At 40.9% G+C, this 19,563-nt stretch carries 18 protein-coding genes; 15 read left to right on the top strand and 3 right to left on the bottom strand.

The window, feature by feature from the left end; all coding sequences use genetic code 11:
- Window positions 1–66 precede the first annotated feature (66 nt).
- The 11 genes from gndA to tig all read left to right on the top strand — a co-directional run bounded on the left by gndA (window position 67) and on the right by tig (window position 11,032).
- Window positions 67–1,491, top strand: coding sequence for an NADP-dependent phosphogluconate dehydrogenase (gene gndA / locus AB2B47_RS04800; RefSeq protein WP_006151777.1), 1,425 nt, complete (start codon window positions 67–69; stop codon window positions 1,489–1,491).
- A gap of 11 nt (window positions 1,492–1,502) precedes the next feature.
- Window positions 1,503–2,192, top strand: coding sequence for a response regulator transcription factor (locus AB2B47_RS04795; protein WP_006147978.1), 690 nt, complete (start codon window positions 1,503–1,505; stop codon window positions 2,190–2,192).
- Window positions 2,193–2,286: 94 nt separating this feature from the next.
- Complete coding sequence (gene cbpJ / locus AB2B47_RS04790; protein WP_320693749.1) at window positions 2,287–3,291, top strand: choline-binding protein CbpJ; 1,005 nt, start codon at window positions 2,287–2,289, stop codon at window positions 3,289–3,291.
- A 122-nt stretch (window positions 3,292–3,413) separates the two neighbouring features.
- Window positions 3,414–4,292 carry a mevalonate kinase gene (mvk, locus tag AB2B47_RS04785; protein WP_320693748.1) on the top strand — a complete coding sequence of 293 codons (879 nt, stop codon included), beginning with the start codon at window positions 3,414–3,416 and terminating at the stop codon, window positions 4,290–4,292.
- Window positions 4,274–5,227: a diphosphomevalonate decarboxylase gene (gene mvaD, locus AB2B47_RS04780; RefSeq protein ID WP_006151944.1), complete on the top strand. Its 954-nt coding sequence runs from the start codon at window positions 4,274–4,276 to the stop codon at window positions 5,225–5,227. The genes mvk and mvaD overlap by 19 nt, the downstream gene beginning before the upstream one ends.
- A complete protein-coding gene (locus AB2B47_RS04775) occupies window positions 5,214–6,227 on the top strand; it encodes a phosphomevalonate kinase (protein ID WP_320693747.1) in 1,014 nt (337 codons plus the stop codon). The genes mvaD and AB2B47_RS04775 overlap by 14 nt, the downstream gene beginning before the upstream one ends.
- Window positions 6,205–7,206 (top strand): type 2 isopentenyl-diphosphate Delta-isomerase, encoded by a 1,002-nt coding sequence (gene fni / locus AB2B47_RS04770; RefSeq protein ID WP_320693746.1) that lies wholly within the window; start codon window positions 6,205–6,207, stop codon window positions 7,204–7,206. Before AB2B47_RS04775 ends, fni begins: the two co-directional genes overlap by 23 nt.
- A gap of 94 nt (window positions 7,207–7,300) precedes the next feature.
- Window positions 7,301–7,999 carry a cell wall-active antibiotics response protein LiaF gene (liaF, locus tag AB2B47_RS04765; RefSeq protein WP_004252029.1) on the top strand — a complete coding sequence of 233 codons (699 nt, stop codon included), beginning with the start codon at window positions 7,301–7,303 and terminating at the stop codon, window positions 7,997–7,999.
- The gene (locus tag AB2B47_RS04760) at window positions 7,996–8,985 is read left to right on the top strand and encodes an envelope stress sensor histidine kinase LiaS (RefSeq protein WP_320693745.1); all 990 of its coding nucleotides are present in this window, start codon (window positions 7,996–7,998) and stop codon (window positions 8,983–8,985) included. The genes liaF and AB2B47_RS04760 overlap by 4 nt, the downstream gene beginning before the upstream one ends.
- Window positions 8,986–9,003: 18 nt before the next feature.
- Entirely contained in the window at window positions 9,004–9,636 is a 633-nt protein-coding gene (locus AB2B47_RS04755) for a response regulator transcription factor (protein ID WP_006152074.1), read from the top strand.
- Window positions 9,637–9,748: 112 nt separating this feature from the next.
- Complete coding sequence (gene tig / locus AB2B47_RS04750; RefSeq protein WP_006151789.1) at window positions 9,749–11,032, top strand: trigger factor; 1,284 nt, start codon at window positions 9,749–9,751, stop codon at window positions 11,030–11,032.
- Window positions 11,033–11,078: 46 nt separating this feature from the next.
- On the opposite strand, the gene recD2 is transcribed toward tig, so the two are convergent.
- The 3 genes from recD2 to rnhC form a co-directional block, all read right to left on the bottom strand.
- Entirely contained in the window at window positions 11,079–13,445 is a 2,367-nt protein-coding gene (gene recD2, locus AB2B47_RS04745) for an SF1B family DNA helicase RecD2 (RefSeq protein WP_320693744.1), read from the bottom strand.
- 89 nt (window positions 13,446–13,534) lie between these two features.
- Window positions 13,535–14,149, bottom strand: coding sequence for a signal peptidase I (lepB, locus tag AB2B47_RS04740; RefSeq protein WP_320693743.1), 615 nt, complete (start codon window positions 14,147–14,149; stop codon window positions 13,535–13,537).
- Window positions 14,150–14,153: 4 nt separating this feature from the next.
- Window positions 14,154–15,035, bottom strand: coding sequence for a ribonuclease HIII (gene rnhC / locus AB2B47_RS04735; protein WP_320693742.1), 882 nt, complete (start codon window positions 15,033–15,035; stop codon window positions 14,154–14,156).
- Between the two features lie 86 nt (window positions 15,036–15,121).
- Here rnhC and zapA point away from each other — a divergent pair, with 86 nt between their 5' ends.
- The 4 genes from zapA (at window position 15,122) to AB2B47_RS04715 (ending at window position 19,508) form a co-directional block, all read left to right on the top strand.
- The gene (zapA, locus tag AB2B47_RS04730; protein WP_004252047.1) at window positions 15,122–15,424 is read left to right on the top strand and encodes a cell division protein ZapA; all 303 of its coding nucleotides are present in this window, start codon (window positions 15,122–15,124) and stop codon (window positions 15,422–15,424) included.
- Window positions 15,421–15,969, top strand: coding sequence for a CvpA family protein (locus AB2B47_RS04725; RefSeq protein WP_254733595.1), 549 nt, complete (start codon window positions 15,421–15,423; stop codon window positions 15,967–15,969). The genes zapA and AB2B47_RS04725 overlap by 4 nt, the downstream gene beginning before the upstream one ends.
- A 109-nt stretch (window positions 15,970–16,078) precedes the next feature.
- Entirely contained in the window at window positions 16,079–18,415 is a 2,337-nt protein-coding gene (locus AB2B47_RS04720) for an endonuclease MutS2 (RefSeq protein ID WP_320693741.1), read from the top strand.
- A gap of 196 nt (window positions 18,416–18,611) precedes the next feature.
- Window positions 18,612–19,508: a TDT family transporter gene (locus tag AB2B47_RS04715; RefSeq protein ID WP_320693740.1), complete on the top strand. Its 897-nt coding sequence runs from the start codon at window positions 18,612–18,614 to the stop codon at window positions 19,506–19,508.
- Window positions 19,509–19,563 lie beyond the last annotated feature (55 nt).

The following is a 19,563-nucleotide window of genomic DNA, read 5'->3' as shown; positions in this document are numbered from 1 at the left end:
ATAAAATTCTTTCTTTTCACAGATAAACGTGATAAAATAAAACTTATTAAATAAGAGGAGTGTCACATGACAAAAGCAAACTTTGGTGTTGTTGGTATGGCCGTAATGGGTCGTAACCTTGCCCTTAATATTGAATCTCGTGGATACACAGTTGCTATCTATAACCGTAGTAAAGAAAAAACAGAAGATGTTGTTGCTTGCCATCCTGAAAAGAACTTTGTGCCAAGCTATGATATCGAAAGCTTCGTAAACTCAATTGAAAAACCACGTCGTATCATGCTCATGGTTCAAGCAGGACCTGGTACAGACGCAACCATCCAAGCCCTTCTTCCACACTTGGATAAAGGCGATATCTTGATTGACGGAGGAAACACGTTCTACAAAGATACTATCCGTCGTAACGAAGAATTGGCGAACTCTGGTATCAACTTCATTGGTACAGGTGTTTCTGGTGGTGAAAAAGGTGCCCTTGAAGGTCCTTCTATCATGCCTGGTGGACAAAAAGAAGCTTATGAATTGGTAGCAGATGTTCTTGAAGAAATCTCTGCAAAAGCACCAGAAGATGGTAAACCATGTGTGACTTACATCGGTCCTGATGGAGCTGGTCACTACGTGAAAATGGTCCACAACGGTATTGAGTACGGTGATATGCAATTGATCGCAGAAAGCTATGATTTGATGCAACACTTGCTTGGTCTTTCAGCTCAAGATATGGCTGAAATCTTTACTGAGTGGAACAAAGGCGAATTGGATAGCTACTTGATCGAAATCACTGCTGACATCCTTGGACGTAAAGATGATGAAGGTCAAGATGGACCAATCGTAGACTACATCTTGGATGCTGCAGGAAACAAGGGAACAGGTAAATGGACTAGCCAATCAGCTCTTGACCTTGGTGTGCCATTGTCACTGATTACTGAGTCAGTATTTGCGCGATACATTTCAACTTATAAAGAAGAACGTGTACACGCTAGCAAGGTACTTCCAAAACCAGCTGCCTTCAAATTTGAAGGAGATAAGGCTGAGTTGATCGAAAAAATCCGTCAAGCTCTTTATTTCTCAAAAATCATTTCTTACGCACAAGGTTTTGCACAATTGCGTGTGGCTTCTAAAGAAAATAACTGGAACTTGCCATTTGCAGACATCGCTTCTATCTGGCGCGATGGCTGTATCATCCGTTCTCGTTTCTTGCAAAAGATCACTGATGCCTACAACCGTGATGCAGATTTGGCTAACCTTCTTTTGGATGAGTACTTCTTGGATGTAACTGCTAAGTACCAACAATCAGTTCGTGATATCGTAGCTCTTGCTGTTCAAGCAGGTGTACCAGTACCAACCTTCTCAGCTGCCATCACTTACTTTGATAGCTACCGTTCAGCTGACCTTCCAGCAAACTTGATCCAAGCACAACGTGATTACTTTGGTGCCCACACATACCAACGTAAAGACAAAGAAGGAACATTCCACTACTCTTGGTATGACGAAAAATAAGTAGGTCAGCCATGGGGAAACGGATTTTATTACTTGAGAAAGAAAGAAATCTAGCTCATTTTTTAAGTCTGGAACTCCAAAAAGAGCAATACCGAGTTGATCAGGTAGAAGAGGGTCAAAAAGCCCTCTCCATGGCTCTTCAGACAGACTATGACTTGATTTTACTGAATGCTCATCTAGGGGATATGACAGCCCAGGGTTTTGCAGAACAGTTGAGTCGGACTAAGCCAGCTTCGGTTATTATAGTCTTGGACCATCGAGAAGAATTGCAAGACCAACTTGAAACAATCCAGCGTTTCGCTGTTTCATATATCTACAAGCCAGTCATTATTGATGATTTGGTGGCTCGTATTGCAGCAATTTTCCGAGGTCGGGATTTTATCGACCAACACTGTAGTCAAATGAAGGTTCCGACATCCTATCGCAATCTGCGTATGGACGTAGAACATCATACAGTCTATCGTGGTGAGGAAATGATTGCCCTCACACGTCGTGAATATGACCTTTTGGCTACCCTTATGGGAAGCAAGAAAGTTTTAACTCGAGAGCAGTTGCTGGAAAGTGTTTGGAAGTATGAAAGTGCGACCGAAACCAATATCGTGGATGTTTATATCCGCTATCTACGTAGCAAACTTGACGTAAAAGGTCAAAAAAGTTACATTAAAACCGTGCGTGGTGTGGGTTACACCATGCAAGAATAGAAAAGCAGTTACCTTGTGTAACTGCTTTTTTTGAAATTATTATATATTGACATATAGTTTAGTCTTTGCTACAATCATTTTGGAGGATAAAAGAATGAAATTTTTGAAAAAAATGATGCAAATCGCCTTAGCAGTCTTTTTCTTTAGTCTATTAGCAACTAGTGCAGTATTGGCGGATGATGCTGATTCAGAAGGTTGGCAATTTGTCCAAGAAAATGGTAGAACCTACTACAAGAAGGGGGAACTCAAAGAAACCTACTGGCGAGTGATTGATGGTAAGTACTATTATTTTGATCCTTTATCTGGAGAGATGGTTGTCGGCTGGCAATATATACCGTTTCCATCTAAAGGTAGTACAATTGGACCTTACCCAAATGGTATCAGATTAGAAGGTTTTCCAAAGTCAGAGTGGTACTACTTCGATAAAAATGGAGTGCTACAAGAGTTTGTTGGTTGGAAAGCATTAGAGATTAAAACTAAAGACAGTGTTGGAAGAAAGTATGGTGAAAAACGTACAAATCCGGAAGATAAAGAAGAGAAGAGTTTTTACACGAACTATTACTTTAATCAAAATCATTCTTTAGAGACAGGTTGGCTTTATGACCAGTCTAATTGGTATTATCTAGCTAAAACGGAAATTAATGGAGAAAACTATATTGGTGGTGAAAGACGTGCAGGTTGGATAAACGATGATTCAACTTGGTACTATCTAGATCCAACAACTGCTACAATGCAAACGGGTTGGCAATATCTTGGTAACAAGTGGTACTATCTTCGTTCATCAGGAGCTATGGCAACTGGCTGGTATCAGGAAGGTTCGACTTGGTATTATCTTGACGCTGAAAATGGGGATATGAAAACAGGTTGGGTTTCCATCAATGGCTATTGGTATTACCTTCGTTCATCAGGAGCTATGGCGACAGGCTGGCTTCAAGACGGCTCAACTTGGTACTATCTCAATGCAAGCAATGGCAATATGAAGACAGGCTGGTTCCAAGTTAACGGTAAATGGTACTATGCCTATAATTCAGGTGTCCTAGCTGTGAATACAAAAGTAGATGGCTACTACGTCAACTATAATGGTGAATGGGTACAGTAATGAAAACAAGCGATTGTGAAGGAAACAATCGCTTTTTTTGTGAAAATATAATAAAATAGAAAGGAATAAAGTTCTAAAATTTTATCTAGAAAAAGACGATTTTCGTCTGATAGTAGGATTAAATGACAAGAGAAGTTGGTGTCGGTCAGGCACATAGTAAAATTATTTTAATAGGAGAGCATGCAGTAGTTTATGGCTATCCAGCCATCTCTTTGCCTCTTTTAGAGGTTGAAGTGACCTGTCGGGTTGTACCGGCAACGACACCATGGCGCCTTTTTGAAGAGGATACCTTGTCCATGGCAGTTTATGCTTCTCTCGAGTATCTGAATATCAAAAATGCTTACATCCGTTGCCAAATTGACTCTGCAATTCCAGAAAAACGTGGAATGGGTTCTTCGGCAGCCATTAGCATTGCGGCTATTCGCGCGGTATTTGATTATTACCAAGCAGAACTTCCACATGATGTGTTAGAAATTCTGGTCAATCGCGCTGAGATGATTGCCCATATGAATCCTAGTGGATTGGATGCCAAGACCTGTCTTAGTGACCAGCCTATTCGTTTTATCAAGAATGTTGGTTTTGAAGAACTAGCCATGGACTTGTCGGCTTATCTGGTCATTGCAGATACAGGAGTCTATGGACACACTCGTGAAGCTATTCAAGTTGTAGAGAGCAAGGGTAAGGAAGCTTTACCTTTCTTGTATGCACTTGGAGAGTTGACCCAGCAAGCAGAAGAAGCAATAAAGGCAAGAGATGCCGTGATGCTGGGAGAGATTTTAACAAAAGCACATGGAAATCTAAGAGAAATAGGAGTTAGTAGCCTTGAGGCTGATGCCTTGGTTGAAACTGCTCTTCAACATGGAGCTTTAGGTGCTAAGATGAGTGGTGGTGGTTTAGGTGGCTGTATCATAGCCTTAGTAGCCGACTATCACCAAGCTCAAGATTTAGCTGAAAGATTAGAAGAGAAAGGAGCTGTTCAGACATGGATCGAAAGCCTGTAACAGTGCGTTCCTATGCCAATATTGCTATTATTAAATATTGGGGAAAGAAAGCAGAAAAAGAGATGGTTCCTGCGACTAGCAGTATCTCTCTGACTTTAGAAAATATGTATACGGAGACGACACTTTCTCCTTTACTAGCAGATACAAAGGCTGATGCCTTTTACATCAATGGTCAGTTGCAAAACGAAGCTGAGCATGCCAAGATGAGTAAAATCATTGACCGCTACCGTCCGGAAGGAGCAGGGTTTGTTCGTATCGATACTAAGAACAATATGCCAACAGCAGCAGGCCTTTCTTCAAGTTCCAGTGGTTTATCTGCCTTGGTCAAAGCTTGTAACGCCTATTTCCAACTTGGGCTGAATCGCAGAGAATTGGCCTTGGAAGCTAAGTTTGCATCGGGTTCTTCATCTCGTAGTTTTTATGGTCCCTTGGCAGCCTGGGACAAGGATAGTGGAGAGATTTATCCTGTCGAAACTGACTTGAAACTAGCTATGATTATGTTGGTCTTGGAAGACCAGAAAAAACCAATTTCCAGTCGAGATGGAATGAAGCTCTGTGTCGAAACTTCTACGACTTTTGATGAGTGGATTCGTCAATCTGAACAAGATTACAAGGATATGTTGGTCTACCTCAAGGAAAATGACTTTAGGAAAGTTGGAGAATTGACAGAGAAAAACGCCTTGGCTATGCATGCTACGACAAAAACTGCAACTCCCTCCTTCTCTTATCTGACAGATGCTAGTTATGAGGCTATGGATTTTGTTCGTCAGCTTAGAGAACAAGAAGAATCTTGCTACTTTACCATGGATGCGGGCCCTAATGTCAAGGTTCTTTGCTTGGAAGAGGACCTGGAACATTTGTCAAAACTTTTAGGTCAACGCTATCGCTTAATCGTTTCAAAAACAAAGGATTTGAGCCAAGATGACGATTGTTAAAACTTGTGGGAAGCTCTATTGGGCTGGTGAGTATGCCATTTTAGAACCAGGTCAATTAGCGCTAATCAAGGCTATTCCCATCTATATGACGGCTGAGATTAAAGCGTCTAATGATTATCGACTCTACTCAGATATGTTTTCCTATAGTGTAGACTTGCAACCGGATTCTTCTTATGCCTTGATTCAAGAAACAGTTGCCTTGGTGGAGGAGTATCTAACTGCCCAAGGAGTTGAACTGCAGCCTTTTTCTTTAGACGTTCGTGGGAAAATGGAGCGTGAGGGGAAGAAATTCGGCTTGGGTTCTAGTGGCAGTGTGGTTGTTTTGGTCATCAAGGCCATGCTTGCTTTTTATGAAAGATTAGCTGACAGAGAACTCTTGTTTAAATTGGCGAGTGCTGTACTTCTTAAACGTGGGGACAATGGCTCCATGGGGGACATTGCCTGTATCGTATCAGAAGACCTCGTCCTCTATCAGTCATTTGACCGTGAGAAAGTGGCACAATGGCTAGAAAAGGAAGACTTGCAAGCTGTATTAGCACGTGACTGGGGCTTTTCTATTAGGAGTGTTGAACCGGTCTTGACATTTGACTTTCTGGTTGGTTGGACCAAGGAAGTGGCTGTATCAAGTCACATGGTTAAGCAAATCAAGGATAATATGAATCCTAGCTTTTTACAGGCTTCAAAAGAAACAGTGGCTAACTTGGTAAAGGCTTTGGAGGTGGGTCAAGAAGAAACCATTATTGACTTGCTGGAACAAGCCAGCCAACTTTTAGAAGGCTTGAGTTCAGATATTTACACACCTTTGCTCAGGCAATTAAAAAATGCCAGCAAAGACTTGAAAGCTGTCGCTAAAAGTAGTGGTGCTGGTGGTGGAGACTGTGGGATAGCACTTAGCTTTGACCGAGATTCGACCACATTACTGAAAAAACGCTGGGCTGATCTAGGAATTGAGCTCTTGTATCAAGAAAGGATGGAACATGACGACAAATCGGAAGGATGAACACATCCGCTATGCCCTTGAACAAAACAGTTCTTATAATAGTTTTGATGAAGTTGAACTAATTCATTCTTCGCTCCCCTTATATGACTTAGATGAAATTGATCTTTCGACAGAATTTGCAGGTCGAAAGTGGGACTTTCCTTTTTATATAAATGCTATGACAGGTGGAAGCGATAAGGGGAGAGAAATCAATCAAAAGCTGGCTCAGGTGGCAGATGCTTGTGGGATTTTATTTGTGACGGGCTCATACAGCGCTGCACTCAAGGATCCTTCAGATGATTCTTTTTCAGTCAAAACTAGTTACCCTGACCTCCTTCTTGGAACCAATATTGGCTTAGACAAACCTGTAGAACTAGGATTACAAACAGTAAAAGAGATGAATCCCCTTCTATTACAAGTTCATGTTAATGTCATGCAGGAATTGCTCATGCCAGAGGGTGAACGTCAATTTAGATTATGGCAGCATAATCTGAAAGATTATGCTGAGCAAATCTCTGTGCCACTTGTTTTAAAAGAAGTCGGCTTTGGTATGGATGTGAAAACCATTGCTAAGGCTTATGAGATGGGAATACGAACCGTTGATTTGTCTGGGCGTGGGGGAACGAGCTTTGCCTATATCGAAAACCGTCGCAGTGGACAGCGTGATTACCTAAATGACTGGGGTCAATCGACCATGCAAGCTCTTATCAATGCCCAAGACTGGAAAGACAAGATGGAACTTTTGGTTAGTGGAGGAGTTCGCAATCCACTAGATATCATCAAATGCTTGGTGTTTGGAGCCAAGGCAGTTGGTCTATCACGCACTATGTTAGAGCTGGTTGAAAATTACTCTGTTGATGTCGTTATTTCCATTGTTGAAGGTTGGAAGGAAGACCTACGCTTGATTATGTGTGCCCTTAATTGTAAAAAAATTGAGGATTTGCAAGAGGTTGACTATCTCCTATATGGAAAATTGAAAGAAGCAAAAGATCAAATGTAAAGAGATCGGGATTTTGGTCCCGGTCTTTTTATCATTCCCCAGACTGATGTGACATTTTGGTTTTGTGATACAATAAAATAGAGAGGACGGATACATGCGAAAATTTCAAATTTTTCTATTTATTGAAGCTTGTTTATTAACAGGGGCTCTGATTATGATGGTATCAGAGCATTTTTCCCGTTTTCTACTGATGTTGCTCTTGTTTTTACTGCTGATTCGATATTATACTGGAAAACAGGGAAACAATTTTATTTTAGTAGCAGTGAGCATCCTATTTTTCTTTATCATCATGCTCAATCCCTTTGTCATTTTAGCCATCTTTGTAGCCTTGATTTACAGCCTGTTCCTGCTTTACCCTATGATGAACCAGGAAAGAGAAGATACCAATCTGGTTTTTGAAGAAGTTGTGACAGTAAAGAGGGAGAAAAATCGCTGGTTTGGAAATCTCCACCATTTTTCAAGTTACCAGACCTGTCGTTTTGATGATATCAATCTCTTTCGCCTTATGGGGAAGGATACCATTCATCTAGAGCACGTGATTTTGAGCAATCATGATAATGTCATTATCTTGAGAAAACTGGTTGGTACGACTAGAATTATCGTACCAGTGGATGTAGAAGTCAGCCTAAGCGTCAATTCTCTGTACGGAGATTTAACCTTTTTTGACCAGCCTAAACGTGCTTTGCGTAATGAGCAATTTCATCAAGAAACCAGAGATTATCTCAAGAGTCCCAAGAGTGTTAAGATTCTTTTGACAACGATGGTTGGAGATGTTGAGGTGGTGAGAGGATGAAAAAGCAACCCTATATTTTAATTGGTGTCACCTCTTTTCTCTTTGTCGCTTTTCTGTTTCGAAGTATTTTTAAGGTCTTAGATTTGGAGTGGACTTCTCTCTTCCAAGATATAGAAAAGACAGAAAAAGTCCTATTTCTAGCTTTGATGTTTAGTCTTGCCCTTGCTTTTTTATTGGTCCTATTTTGGACAATGGTTGACGAAATTTCAAGAAGAAGAATCCAAGCAAATCTTAAGAATCTGCTGGCTGGTAAAGATATTAAAAGTCTAGGGGATGACGACTTAGACGCAAGTTTTAAAAACCTGTCAGGCAAGCTTGGTTTATTGACAGAAGCCATTCAAAAAGCGGACAATCAAGCCTTGGTCAAGGAAGAAGTGATTATTGAAAAGGAGCGCAAGCGAATCGCGCGTGACTTGCATGATACGGTTAGCCAAGAAATTTTTGCTGCCCATATGATTTTATCAGGACTCAGTCAACAAGCTTCCAGATTAGACAAAGAGAAGATGCAGACACAACTCCAGAGTGTAACAGCTATTTTGGAGACAGCCCAAAGAGATTTGCGTATTCTACTCTTGCATTTGCGTCCTATTGAACTGGAACAAAAGAGTTTGGTTGAGGGAATTCAGTTGCTTCTCAAAGAATTGGAAGAAAAAAGTGAACTCAAAGTCAGTTTTAAATATCAGGTAGACGAATTGCCTAAAAAGATTGAGGAGCATGTCTTTCGTATCGTCCAAGAATTGATTAGTAATACTCTCCGTCATGCCCAAGCTTCTTGTCTAGACGTTTATCTTTATCAAACGGAAACTGAATTGCAGTTGAAGGTAGTAGACAATGGTCTCGGTTTTCAGTTAGATGATGTTGATGAACTAAGCTATGGACTACGGAATATCAAAGAACGAGTGGAAGATATGGCAGGGACCGTACAACTACTAACAGCACCGAAGCAGGGTTTGGCAGTGGATATTCGGATCCCCTTGCTTGATTGATTAACAAAAGGAAATAAAATGAAACTATTATTAGTAGATGACCACCAAATGGTGCGTCTTGGTTTAAAAAGTTATTTTGAACTACAAGATGATGTAGAGGTTGTTGGAGAAGCAACTAATGGAGCCGAAGGGATTTCCATGGCCTTGGAGCTTCGTCCAGATGTGATCGTCATGGATATTGTTATGCCTGAAGTCAACGGAATTGACGCAACTCTAGCTATTCTCAAAGAATGGCCGGAGGCTAAAATTTTGATTGTGACTTCTTATCTAGACAATGAAAAAATCATGCCAGTCTTAAATGCTGGGGCTAAAGGCTATATGCTCAAAACTTCGAGCGCAGATGAGTTGCTACACGCAGTTCGTAAGGTAGCAGCCGGTGAATTTGCAATTGAACAAGAGGTCAGCAAGAAGGTAGAATATAACCGTAATCACGTCGAACTGCACGAAGAATTAACTGCGCGAGAACGCGATGTCCTTCAACTGATTGCCAAGGGCTATGAAAATCAGCGCATTGCAGATGAGCTCTTTATCTCCCTTAAGACAGTCAAGACCCATGTCTCCAATATCCTAGCCAAACTTGAAGTTAGTGATCGTACCCAGGCAGCTGTTTATGCTTTTCAACACCATCTGGTGGGTTCTGATGAATTTTAGGGGACATAGGATGTAACTGAAGCATGGACGAAAAGCGCATCCATTACTTGAAAAAGTTCGCTACTATGTGGTATAATGGACTGTATTAAAAATTTTAAGGAGAAATGACAGAATGTCTGTATCATTTGAAAACAAAGAAACAAACCGTGGTGTCTTGACTTTCACTATCTCTCAAGACCAAATCAAACCAGAATTGGACCGTGTTTTTAACTCAGTAAAGAAAACTCTTAACGTTCCAGGTTTCCGTAAAGGTCACCTTCCACGTCCTATCTTCGACCAAAAATTTGGTGAAGAAGCACTTTACCAAGATGCAATGAACGCTCTTTTACCAGACGCTTATGAAGCAGCTGTTAAAGAAGCTGGTCTTGAAGTAGTTGCTCAACCAAAAATTGACGTAACTTCTATGGAAAAAGGTCAGGATTGGGTTATCACTGCAGAAGTTGTTACAAAACCTGAAGTAAAATTGGGTGAATACAAAAACCTTGAAGTATCAGTTGATGTAGATAAAGAAGTAACTGACGCTGATGTAGATGCACGTATCGAACGTGAACGCAACAACTTGGCTGAGTTGGTTATCAAAGATGGTGCTGCTGAAGAAGGCGACACTGTTGTTATCGACTTTGTTGGTTCTATCGACGGTGTTGAATTTGACGGCGGAAAAGGTGAAAACTTCTCACTTGGACTTGGTTCAGGTCAATTCATCCCTGGTTTCGAAGACCAATTGGTTGGACATTCAGCTGGTGAAACTGTTGACGTTATCGTAACATTCCCAGAAGACTACCAAGCAGAAGACCTTGCAGGTAAAGAAGCTAAATTCGTAACAACTATCCACGAAGTTAAAGCTAAAGAAGTTCCAGCTCTTGACGATGAACTTGCAAAAGATATCGACGAAGAAGTTGAAACTCTTGACGAATTGAAAGAAAAATACCGCAAAGAATTAGCTGCTGCTAAAGAAGAAGCTTACAATGATGCCGTTGAAGGTGCAGCAATCGATAAAGCAGTTGAAAACGCTGAAATCGTAGAACTTCCAGAAGAAATGATCCACGAAGAAGTTCACCGCTCAGTAAATGAGTTCCTTGGAAACTTGCAACGTCAAGGTATCAACCCTGACATGTACTTCCAAATCACTGGAACTACTCAAGAAGACCTTCACAAACAATACGAAGCAGAAGCTGAGTCACGCACTAAGACTAATCTTGTTATCGAAGCAGTTGCGAAAGCTGAAGGATTTGACGCTACTGAAGAAGAAATTCAAAAAGAAATCGAGCAATTGGCTGCAGATTACAACATGGAAGTTGCCCAAGTACAAAGCTTGCTTTCAGCAGACATGTTGAAACACGATATCACAATCAAAAAAGCTGTTGAATTGATCACAAGCACTGCAACAGTAAAATAATCTGAAAAGATAAAAAAACCATCGGATTCGGTGGTTTTTTTGTGCTTTATTTTCCGAAAAACTCATCAAGGTCATCTTGGCTAATCCCAATCATGGCTGGGATACTAGTCCAGTTATCTTCAGTTAGGATGTAAGGTTGATGAGGGTTAATCTGATTTGTGGGTTCGAGAATTGGCTCATTTACTTCTTCAGAGCTTTCAGTTAAGTCGCTGAAACGTTCAATCAGATAGGTTTTTCGAGCTGTTCCGATATGTTTAGTCGCATAATCAAAGGCTTGAAGTTCACCGAGTAGGATGAGTTTGCTTTTAGCCCGAGTAATAGCAGTGTAGATGAGGTTACGCTCCAGCATACGCTTGCTAGCGCTGGTGATGGGAAGAAACACAACTGGGAATTCACTCCCTTGAGATTTATGGATACTCATGGCGTAGGCAAGACGAATCTTGTACCATTCGTTGCGTGGATAGACGACTTCGTTCCCATCAAAATCAATCACCATTTCATCTTGTTTAGATTCAGTGTATTTAGCAGGAATGAGGTCCGTGATGTAGCCTAGATCTCCGTTAAAAACGTTGACTTCTGCATCGTTAACCAAATGAATGACCTTATCTCCACTACGATACTGAAACTGACTTGCTTCAAAACTATTCTGTCCCTTTTGAAGAGGATTGAGCAGTTCTTGCATGAGTTGATTGATGGCATCGATTCCTTCTGCTCCACGATACATAGGAGCTAGAACTTGGATATCATGAGCAGGGATACCGCTTCTAATGGCAGCATCTAGGATTTTTTCAATGGTCGCTGGGATCTGGTTACTAGCGATTTCAAAATAGGAACGGTCTGCTTTTTTCTGAGTAAAATCTGCAGGTAAAATTCCCTGACGAATCTGACTCGCAAGTGTGACAATGGTTGATTCTTCGCTCTGACGATAAATTCGTTCCAAGCGTGTTTGAGGAATACTTGGAATCTGGAGCAAATCAGCCAGAACTTGACCTGGGCTAACCGATGGCAACTGATCACTATCTCCAACGATGAGAATTTTACTAGTAGAGGAAATATTTGATAAGAGTTGATTGGCTAGCCAAGTATCTACCATAGAGAACTCGTCTACGATGATAAAGTCAGCATCTAGATAATCCTCCAAATGGCTAGTGTCATCATCTCCAGTCATTCCCAAGTGGCGGTGAATGGTTGCACTCGGCAAGCCTGTTAGTTCATTAATGCGACGAGCCGCACGACCAGTTGGAGCAGCAAGGAGAATCGGTAGATTACTTTTCTTTCGAAGGTCCAGTCCTTCTAATAGAGCATAGACGGCAATAATCCCATTGATAACAGTGGTTTTGCCAGTTCCAGGTCCGCCAGTCAGGATAAAGACCTTGTTTTGGATAGCATCGCAGATTGCCTGTTTTTGAATGGCATCGTATTGGATGCCTAATTCTTCCTCAACAATTGCGATCTGCTCCTGGATGAGTTCTGTTTCTTGTTTATCAGTTTCTTCTTTTTCAAGGATACGAATGAGGTGATTATGAATCCCTTCTTCTGCAAAAAAGAGACTGTTATCAAAGATTTTGGTGTCAATTTGTTGGACTTTTTCTTCTTCGATGAGATTGGACAATTCTTGAGCAAGTTGACTTGGTTCCAGTTCTACAGGACGTGAGGATTCCAGTAGATTTAGAGTCTTTTCTAGTAAGTCTCTAGCTTCAACATAAGTATCCCCACTTTCCATACAAGCGTTTAAAAGGCTATGAATGAGTCCTGCTCGGAAACGTTCAGGTGCCTGACTTTCAATGCCCAATTCTTGTGCCAATTGGTCAGCGATGGTAAAACCCAAGCCCTTGATATCTTCTACCAACTGGTAGGGATAATTTTCAACGATATCGATAGTTTCCTCTTTGTAGGTATCCTGAATTTGAATAGCTAATTTATTAGGGATTCCGTAGTTGGCAAGCTTGGCCAAGACCATTTCAGTCCCGTAGTTGAGACGGAGTGTGGATACAAAGGCCTCACGACTTTTAGAAGACAGCCCTGAGATAGTCTCAAGTTTTTCAGGATGTTCTAAGATTTCATCGATAGTATTTTCCCCATAGAGTTCTACAATCTTTTGGGCAGTTTTAAGACCAATCCCTTTGAAATGGCTGCTTGAGAAATATTTTACCAATCCCTTACTAGTTGGTTTTGCTCTTTCGTAACGGGAAATCTGCAGTTGTTCTCCGTATTTGGAGTGTTGGACAATCTGTCCCCAGAAAGTGTATTCTTCTCCCTCGATAACATCAGCCATGGTCCCTGTAACAATGATCTCGAAATCATCAAAGTCCTCAGCGTTGGTATCCTCTATATCTAAAAGGAGAATACGGTAAAAGTTGCTGACATTTTCAAAAATAATACGTTCAATCGTACCTGTAAAATAGACTTCCATATAATTCCTTTACATTCCCGAATGAAATCTATCATTCAGAATAGAATGAGAAGAGGCTGAGATTTATATTTCTCGGCCTCTTAGAGTTCTTAAAATGTTCCGATACGTTTGAGTGGCCAGAAACGGAATTTTGCCTCTCCAATAATATCTTTTGCTTTAAAAGTACCAACATGTCGGCTATCACTAGATACCAGACGGTCATCACCAAGTAGGAGGTATTGTCCCTCTGGAACAGTGAAGGTAAAGCTAGTATTGAAGTTAACATCTAAGGTAAAGGCATCAGCTTTTTCAGCAAGATTTCTGAAGTACTCGCCTTTTTTCCCATCCCAGCTGTCTCCGGTATAGGTTGATTGGAGTTTATCCTCTTTAAAGCGTTTGAGATAATCTGCTAGGTAAGGCTCATCGGTTTCTTGATTGTTGATGTAGAGCTTATCATTATCGTAACGGATGGTATCACCTGGCAATCCGATGACTCGCTTCACGATATCTTTATTCCCTTCATCCTCATGAGCGACAACTATATCAAAGCGATCGATAGGGAGATGTTTGACAACGAAGAGAATTTCTCCATCAGCTAGAGTAGGGTCCATAGAGTGTCCTTCTACACGAACATTGCTCCAAAGAAAGAGACGGCTGAGACCTACTAATGCAATAATCAGGAAGAAAATTCCCCACTCTTTTAAAAATATTTTAAAATAATTCATACTTTTACCTTTCTAGAAGTTGCTTAGCTTTTTCAGTGTTTTTAAAATGCAGCTTTGCACAGAAGCCGAGCCCTTTCATTCCATATGCTTGAAGGATTTGGCTAGCTACCTTATCAGAAGCAGTTCCAGCCCCACTTGGAAGTTGGAATCCCAGCTCTCGTCCTAGGTTTTCAAGATTTTCTAGGAAGAGATCACGCGCAATGATGGAGCTAACTGCAACAGCCAAGTACTTGCCCTCAGCTTTTTCCTCTAGCGTGACTGGATTAGGAAAATGATTGGCTTCATTTTTTAGATACTTTTCATAATTTTGTGAGCTGGTAAAGGCGTCAATAACAATTTTTTCAGGCTCAACTCCCTTTTGAAGGAGGAGAAAGATTGCTTGATTGTGAAGAGCTACCTTGACAGAAACAGCATTATAGCGTACTCCAATGACTTCGTTATACTTACTTGGCGAAAGAAGGAGTGCTTGATGCTGAATCTTCTCCTTAAGAAGGGGAGCAAGCTGACGAATCTTTTGGTCAGTTAGTGTTTTAGAATCTCCAACCCCGAGTTTTCGTAAAAAGTCATGCTGATCAGGAGTTACAAATGACGCCACTACAGCCAGACCACCGAAGTAGGAACCATTTCCAACCTCATCTGTTCCAATCAAGGGGAAATTTTGCCCGCTAACTACTTGTGCTTCTTGATAACCAAAAAAGCTAGCATAGCTTTCAGTGGCTTCTCCTTGCAAGAGGACTTTCCCAGATGTATAGACGGAAACACTGGCTTGAGGAAGCTTTAAAAAGTAGCGAATATAGGGATTTTTACTAGGAGTGAGTGCATGTTCATGCTTTTGAATAAAAGCCTGAATTTCCTTTTCACTCGGAGTTAATGTGATACTTGCCATAGTCTCTATTGTACCATAAAAGCGCTAGAATTGGTAAAAACTGACAAACTAAGTGAAATTTGGTATAATATCTTGAGGTGAATTTTATGGCAAATTTAAATCGATTCAAGTTTACATTTGGGAAAAAAACATTAACGCTGACAACTGAACATGACAATCTTTTCATGGAGGAGATTGCTAAAGTTGCGACGGAAAAGTATGAAGCAATCAAAGAACAAATGCCTGGAGCTGATGATGAGACAGTAGCTATTCTCTTAGCAGTCAACTGCCTATCTACTCAGCTCAGTCGTGAGATTGAATTTGATGATAAGGAGCAAGAGTTAGAATCGCTCCGTTATAAAGTGGTTGCGGCTAAACAAGAGCAGAGTAAGATTGAGGATTCCCTATGATTTCCATTCTACTCTTATTAATCCTTGCTTGGAGCTTTTATATTGGCTACCGCAGAGGAATTATTTTACAAGCATATTATCTTGTAGCAACGATTGTCTCTGCTTATTTTGCAAGCAAATATTACCTAGCTTTAGGGCAGAAGTTCAATTTATTAATCCCTTATGCTAATCCGCAGGAAGGACAGGGAACTTTCTTTTTCCCATCCAATCAACTTTTCCATCTAGATAAGGTTTTTTATGCAGGCGTTGGCTTCCTATTAGCCTTTACGATTTTTTACTGCATCGGCCGTTTGCTTGGTCTTTTTCTAAACCTAGTACCAAGTAAGATACTTGATGGGAAATACTACCGTATCGGTGCGGGTGTGCTATCAATCGGTGTGACCTTATTTGTCCTCCAGATGATGCTAACGATTCTCGCGACTGTGCCATTACAAATTGTTCAAAATTCACTTGAAAATAGCTTTGTAGCTAGACATATCATCCAAAGCATTCCATTCACAACTAATTTTATTAAACAGCTTTGGGTAACTAAATTAATCGGATAAAAAGGGCGGGAACTATTCCTAGCCTTTTGTTTACAATTTCGAAAAGTAAGAGATTGATTTAAAGAGTTGAAAATAAGAAAAGCCATAACTTTTATACTAAGGAAATAAGATGAATACAAAAATACTAGAAACGTTAGAATTTAACAAGGTCAAGGCTTTATTTGAACCTCATCTTTTGACGGAACAAGGACTAGAACAGTTAAAAGAGCTAGTCCCAACAGATAAAGCTGATAAAATTAGACAGGCCTTTGCAGAGATGAAGGAGATGCAAGAACTCTTTGTTGAGCATCCTCATTTCAGCATTTCGGCAACAAAAGATATTGCGGCTACCTGCAAACGTTTGGAGATGGGTGCTGATCTCAACATAGAGGAATTTCTCCTTCTCAAACGTGTCATATTTGCCAGCCGTGAACTGAAAAATTTCTATGATAATCTTGAGAATGTACGCTTGGACCACTTGGCAAATTGGTTTGAAAAACTTCACGACTTCCCACATCTGCAGGGAAATCTCCAAGCCATCAATGAAGCTGGATTTATTGAGAATTTTGCTAGTGAAGAACTAGCACGAATCCGCCGTAAAATCCATGATAGCGAGAGCCAAGTTCGTGACGTCTTGCAAGACCTTCTCAAACAAAAGGCTCAGATGTTGACTGAAGGTATCATCGCTAGTAGAAATGGTCGCCAGGTTCTTCCTGTCAAAAACACCTATCGTAATAAGATTGCCGGTGTGGTTCATGATATTTCTGCCAGCGGGAACACTGTCTATATCGAACCACGTGAAGTAGTCAAACTGAGTGAAGAAATCGCCAGTCTTCGTGCAGATGAACGCTATGAGATGATGCGTATCCTTCAGGAACTTTCTGAACGAGTAAGACCGCACGCAGCTGAAATCGCAAATGATGCCTGGATTATTGGACATTTGGACTTGATTCGGGCTAAGGTCCGCTTTATCCAAGAAACTGGAGCAGTAGTGCCTCAAGTCTCTGAGGGACAGGAGATTCAACTTCTTCATGTTCGCCATCCCTTGGTGCAAAATGCTGTTGCTAATGATGTACACTTTGGTAAGGATTTAACAGCCATCGTCATCACTGGTCCCAATACGGGTGGTAAGACTATCATGCTTAAAACCTTAGGTTTGACGCAATTGATGGCCCAGTCAGGTTTGCCGATTTTGGCGGATAAGGGAAGTCGTGTGGGAATTTTTGAGGAGGTCTTTGCGGATATCGGAGACGAACAATCCATCGAACAAAGTCTTTCAACCTTCTCTAGTCACATGACTAATATTGTAGATATTCTTGGTAAGGTCAATCAAAACTCGCTCTTGTTACTAGATGAGCTTGGAGCAGGAACAGATCCCCAAGAAGGTGCAGCCCTTGCTATGTCTATCCTAGAAGACTTGCGCTTGCGTCAGGTCAAGACTATGGCAACCACTCACTATCCTGAACTCAAAGCCTATGGGATTGAAACGGCTTATGTTCAGAATGCCAGCATGGAATTTGATACAGCTAGCCTGCGCCCGACCTATCGCTTTATGCAAGGTGTACCTGGTCGAAGCAACGCCTTTGAGATTGCTAAACGTCTCGGCTTGTCAGATGTCATCGTAGGTGACGCTAGCAAGCAGATTAATCAAGACAATGATGTCAATCGTATTATTGAACAATTGGAAGAGCAGACGCTTGAAAGCCGTAAACGTCTTGAGAATATTCGCCAAGTTGAGCAAGAAAACCTCAAGATGAATCGTGCCCTCAAAAAACTTTACAATGAGCTTAATCGTGAGAAGGAAACAGAACTCAATAAGGCGCGTGAGCAAGCTGCGGAGATTGTTGACTTAGCTCTGGCAGAAAGTGATGATATTCTTAAAAATCTTCACAGTAAATCTCAGCTTAAACCACATGAAATTATCGAAGCCAAGGCCAAACTCAAGAAGTTAGCTCCTGAAAAAGTTGATCTTTCTAAAAACAAGGTTCTCCAGAAGGCTAAGAAAAAACGAGCTCCAAAAGTTGGGGATGATATCATCGTTTTAAGCTATGGTCAACGAGGTACCTTGACTAATCAACTCAAGGATGGTCGCTGGGAAGCTCAAGTTGGCTTGATTAAGATGACGCTTGAAGAAAAAGAGTTTGACTTGGTTCAGGCTCAGCAAGAAGCACCAGTCAAGAAAAAACAAGTCAACGTTGTCAAACGGGCAGGCGGTAAAGGTCCACAGGCTCGACTAGACCTTCGTGGCAAACGTTATGAGGAAGCTATGGAAGCCTTAGATGCCTTTATCGACCAAGCCCTGCTCAACAACATGGCTCAAGTGGACATCATCCATGGTATCGGTACAGGAGTCATCCGTGAAGGAGTAACCAAATATCTCCAAAGAAACAAGCAAGTCAAGAGCTTTGGCTATGCGCCACAAAATGCAGGTGGTTCTGGAGCGACTATCGTTACCTTTAAAGGCTAGCCAAGCTATAGAATGAAATGTCAAAAGAGTACCTATCAAGTGATAGGTACTCTTTTGATGAATTTATTTTAATCATTATTGTTAGTGAGTATTTTAAAAGGGGACAATCGTTTTATAGCAAAAAAATTGATGAAGCCTTGTCTAGCTGAGCTTTATTTATGCTATACTGATAGTAACGTCATTTTCGGAGGTTGGTATGAAAAAACTCCCCTTAGCCTTTTCAGGTTGCTTATTGGGATTGGCTGGAGCAGGAAATCTCATCTTGGATATTTTTCCGCTTTTATCACACATCTTTAGTTTGTCAGGCTTGATTTTGTGGTTTTATTTTTTGGTGAGCCACCTCAATAACTGGCATGAAAGTAAGCAAGAATTAAAGAAAGCCCCTGTTTTGTCAGGAATGGCAACCTTTCCCATGGCAGGGATGATTTTATCAACGTATTTATTACGAATCTTACCCTCGAACATGAGCATTGTTGCTCAGATTCTCTGGTGGTTTGCTTTTCTTCTAGATGTTTACCTCATCTTATACTTTACAAAGAACTATGTCTTGGTTAAACAAAGGACCAGTGCAACACCAACTTGGACGGTTCTTTATGTAGGAATAGCAGTAGCAAGTTTGACCTACCCCGTGGTGGGCGTTGTTGGGATTGCCTATGGAGCTTGGATTTTTGGTTTTATCTTAACCCTTATCCTTTACCCTCTAATTTATCAAGATTTGAGGAAAAATCCATTACCGCTCGCTTTGTTGGGGCAAGAAGGAATCTATTGTGCTCCATTTTCTCTCCTTTTGGCAGCATTAGTGAGAGTAGGAGGACACAGTCTTCCTAGTTGGATTTTACTAGTTATGATCCTTGCATCACAGACCTTTTTTTTCTTTGTCCTTAGTCGCTTGCCAAGGATTTTAAAACAAGGCTTCCAACCTTCTTTTTCAGCCCTAACTTTCCCTACCATCATCACAGCAACTTCATTGAAAATGTCCCAAGGCATTCTGCAGTTTTCGGTCCTCAACCTCCTCGTTTGGTTAGAGATTATCATTTGTTTAACAATCCTCATCTACGTATTAGTAGAGTATATACGATATTTAAGGAACTAAAAGACCCCCTAGCACGGAGAAGTGTTAGGGGTTGTTCTATCTTGAACGTGTAAAT

The sequence above is a fragment of the Streptococcus wuxiensis genome, assembly GCF_040888245.1.
Lineage (GTDB): Bacteria > Bacillota > Bacilli > Lactobacillales > Streptococcaceae > Streptococcus > Streptococcus wuxiensis.
Note: the sequence above shows the minus strand (reverse complement) of the source record. Positions and strands in the feature narration are given on the sequence as shown.

Excerpts from the sequence above, each read along its gene's own strand:
- liaF (WP_004252029.1), top strand. The coding sequence starts at position 7,301 with ATGCGAAAATTTCAAATTTTTCTATTTATTGAAGCTTGTTTATTAACA.
- zapA (WP_004252047.1), top strand. The coding sequence starts at position 15,122 with ATGGCAAATTTAAATCGATTCAAGTTTACATTTGGGAAAAAAACATTA.
- gndA (WP_006151777.1), top strand. The coding sequence starts at position 67 with ATGACAAAAGCAAACTTTGGTGTTGTTGGTATGGCCGTAATGGGTCGT.
- AB2B47_RS04755 (WP_006152074.1), top strand. The coding sequence starts at position 9,004 with ATGAAACTATTATTAGTAGATGACCACCAAATGGTGCGTCTTGGTTTA.
- fni (WP_320693746.1), top strand. The coding sequence starts at position 6,205 with ATGACGACAAATCGGAAGGATGAACACATCCGCTATGCCCTTGAACAA.
- AB2B47_RS04720 (WP_320693741.1), top strand. The coding sequence starts at position 16,079 with ATGAATACAAAAATACTAGAAACGTTAGAATTTAACAAGGTCAAGGCT.
- rnhC (WP_320693742.1), bottom strand. The coding sequence starts at position 15,035 with ATGGCAAGTATCACATTAACTCCGAGTGAAAAGGAAATTCAGGCTTTT.
- AB2B47_RS04715 (WP_320693740.1), top strand. The coding sequence starts at position 18,612 with ATGAAAAAACTCCCCTTAGCCTTTTCAGGTTGCTTATTGGGATTGGCT.
- AB2B47_RS04775 (WP_320693747.1), top strand. The coding sequence starts at position 5,214 with ATGACGATTGTTAAAACTTGTGGGAAGCTCTATTGGGCTGGTGAGTAT.
- tig (WP_006151789.1), top strand. The coding sequence starts at position 9,749 with ATGTCTGTATCATTTGAAAACAAAGAAACAAACCGTGGTGTCTTGACT.
- lepB (WP_320693743.1), bottom strand. The coding sequence starts at position 14,149 with ATGAATTATTTTAAAATATTTTTAAAAGAGTGGGGAATTTTCTTCCTG.
- mvaD (WP_006151944.1), top strand. The coding sequence starts at position 4,274 with ATGGATCGAAAGCCTGTAACAGTGCGTTCCTATGCCAATATTGCTATT.
- AB2B47_RS04760 (WP_320693745.1), top strand. The coding sequence starts at position 7,996 with ATGAAAAAGCAACCCTATATTTTAATTGGTGTCACCTCTTTTCTCTTT.
- cbpJ (WP_320693749.1), top strand. The coding sequence starts at position 2,287 with ATGAAATTTTTGAAAAAAATGATGCAAATCGCCTTAGCAGTCTTTTTC.
- AB2B47_RS04795 (WP_006147978.1), top strand. The coding sequence starts at position 1,503 with ATGGGGAAACGGATTTTATTACTTGAGAAAGAAAGAAATCTAGCTCAT.
- recD2 (WP_320693744.1), bottom strand. The coding sequence starts at position 13,445 with ATGGAAGTCTATTTTACAGGTACGATTGAACGTATTATTTTTGAAAAT.
- AB2B47_RS04725 (WP_254733595.1), top strand. The coding sequence starts at position 15,421 with ATGATTTCCATTCTACTCTTATTAATCCTTGCTTGGAGCTTTTATATT.
- mvk (WP_320693748.1), top strand. The coding sequence starts at position 3,414 with ATGACAAGAGAAGTTGGTGTCGGTCAGGCACATAGTAAAATTATTTTA.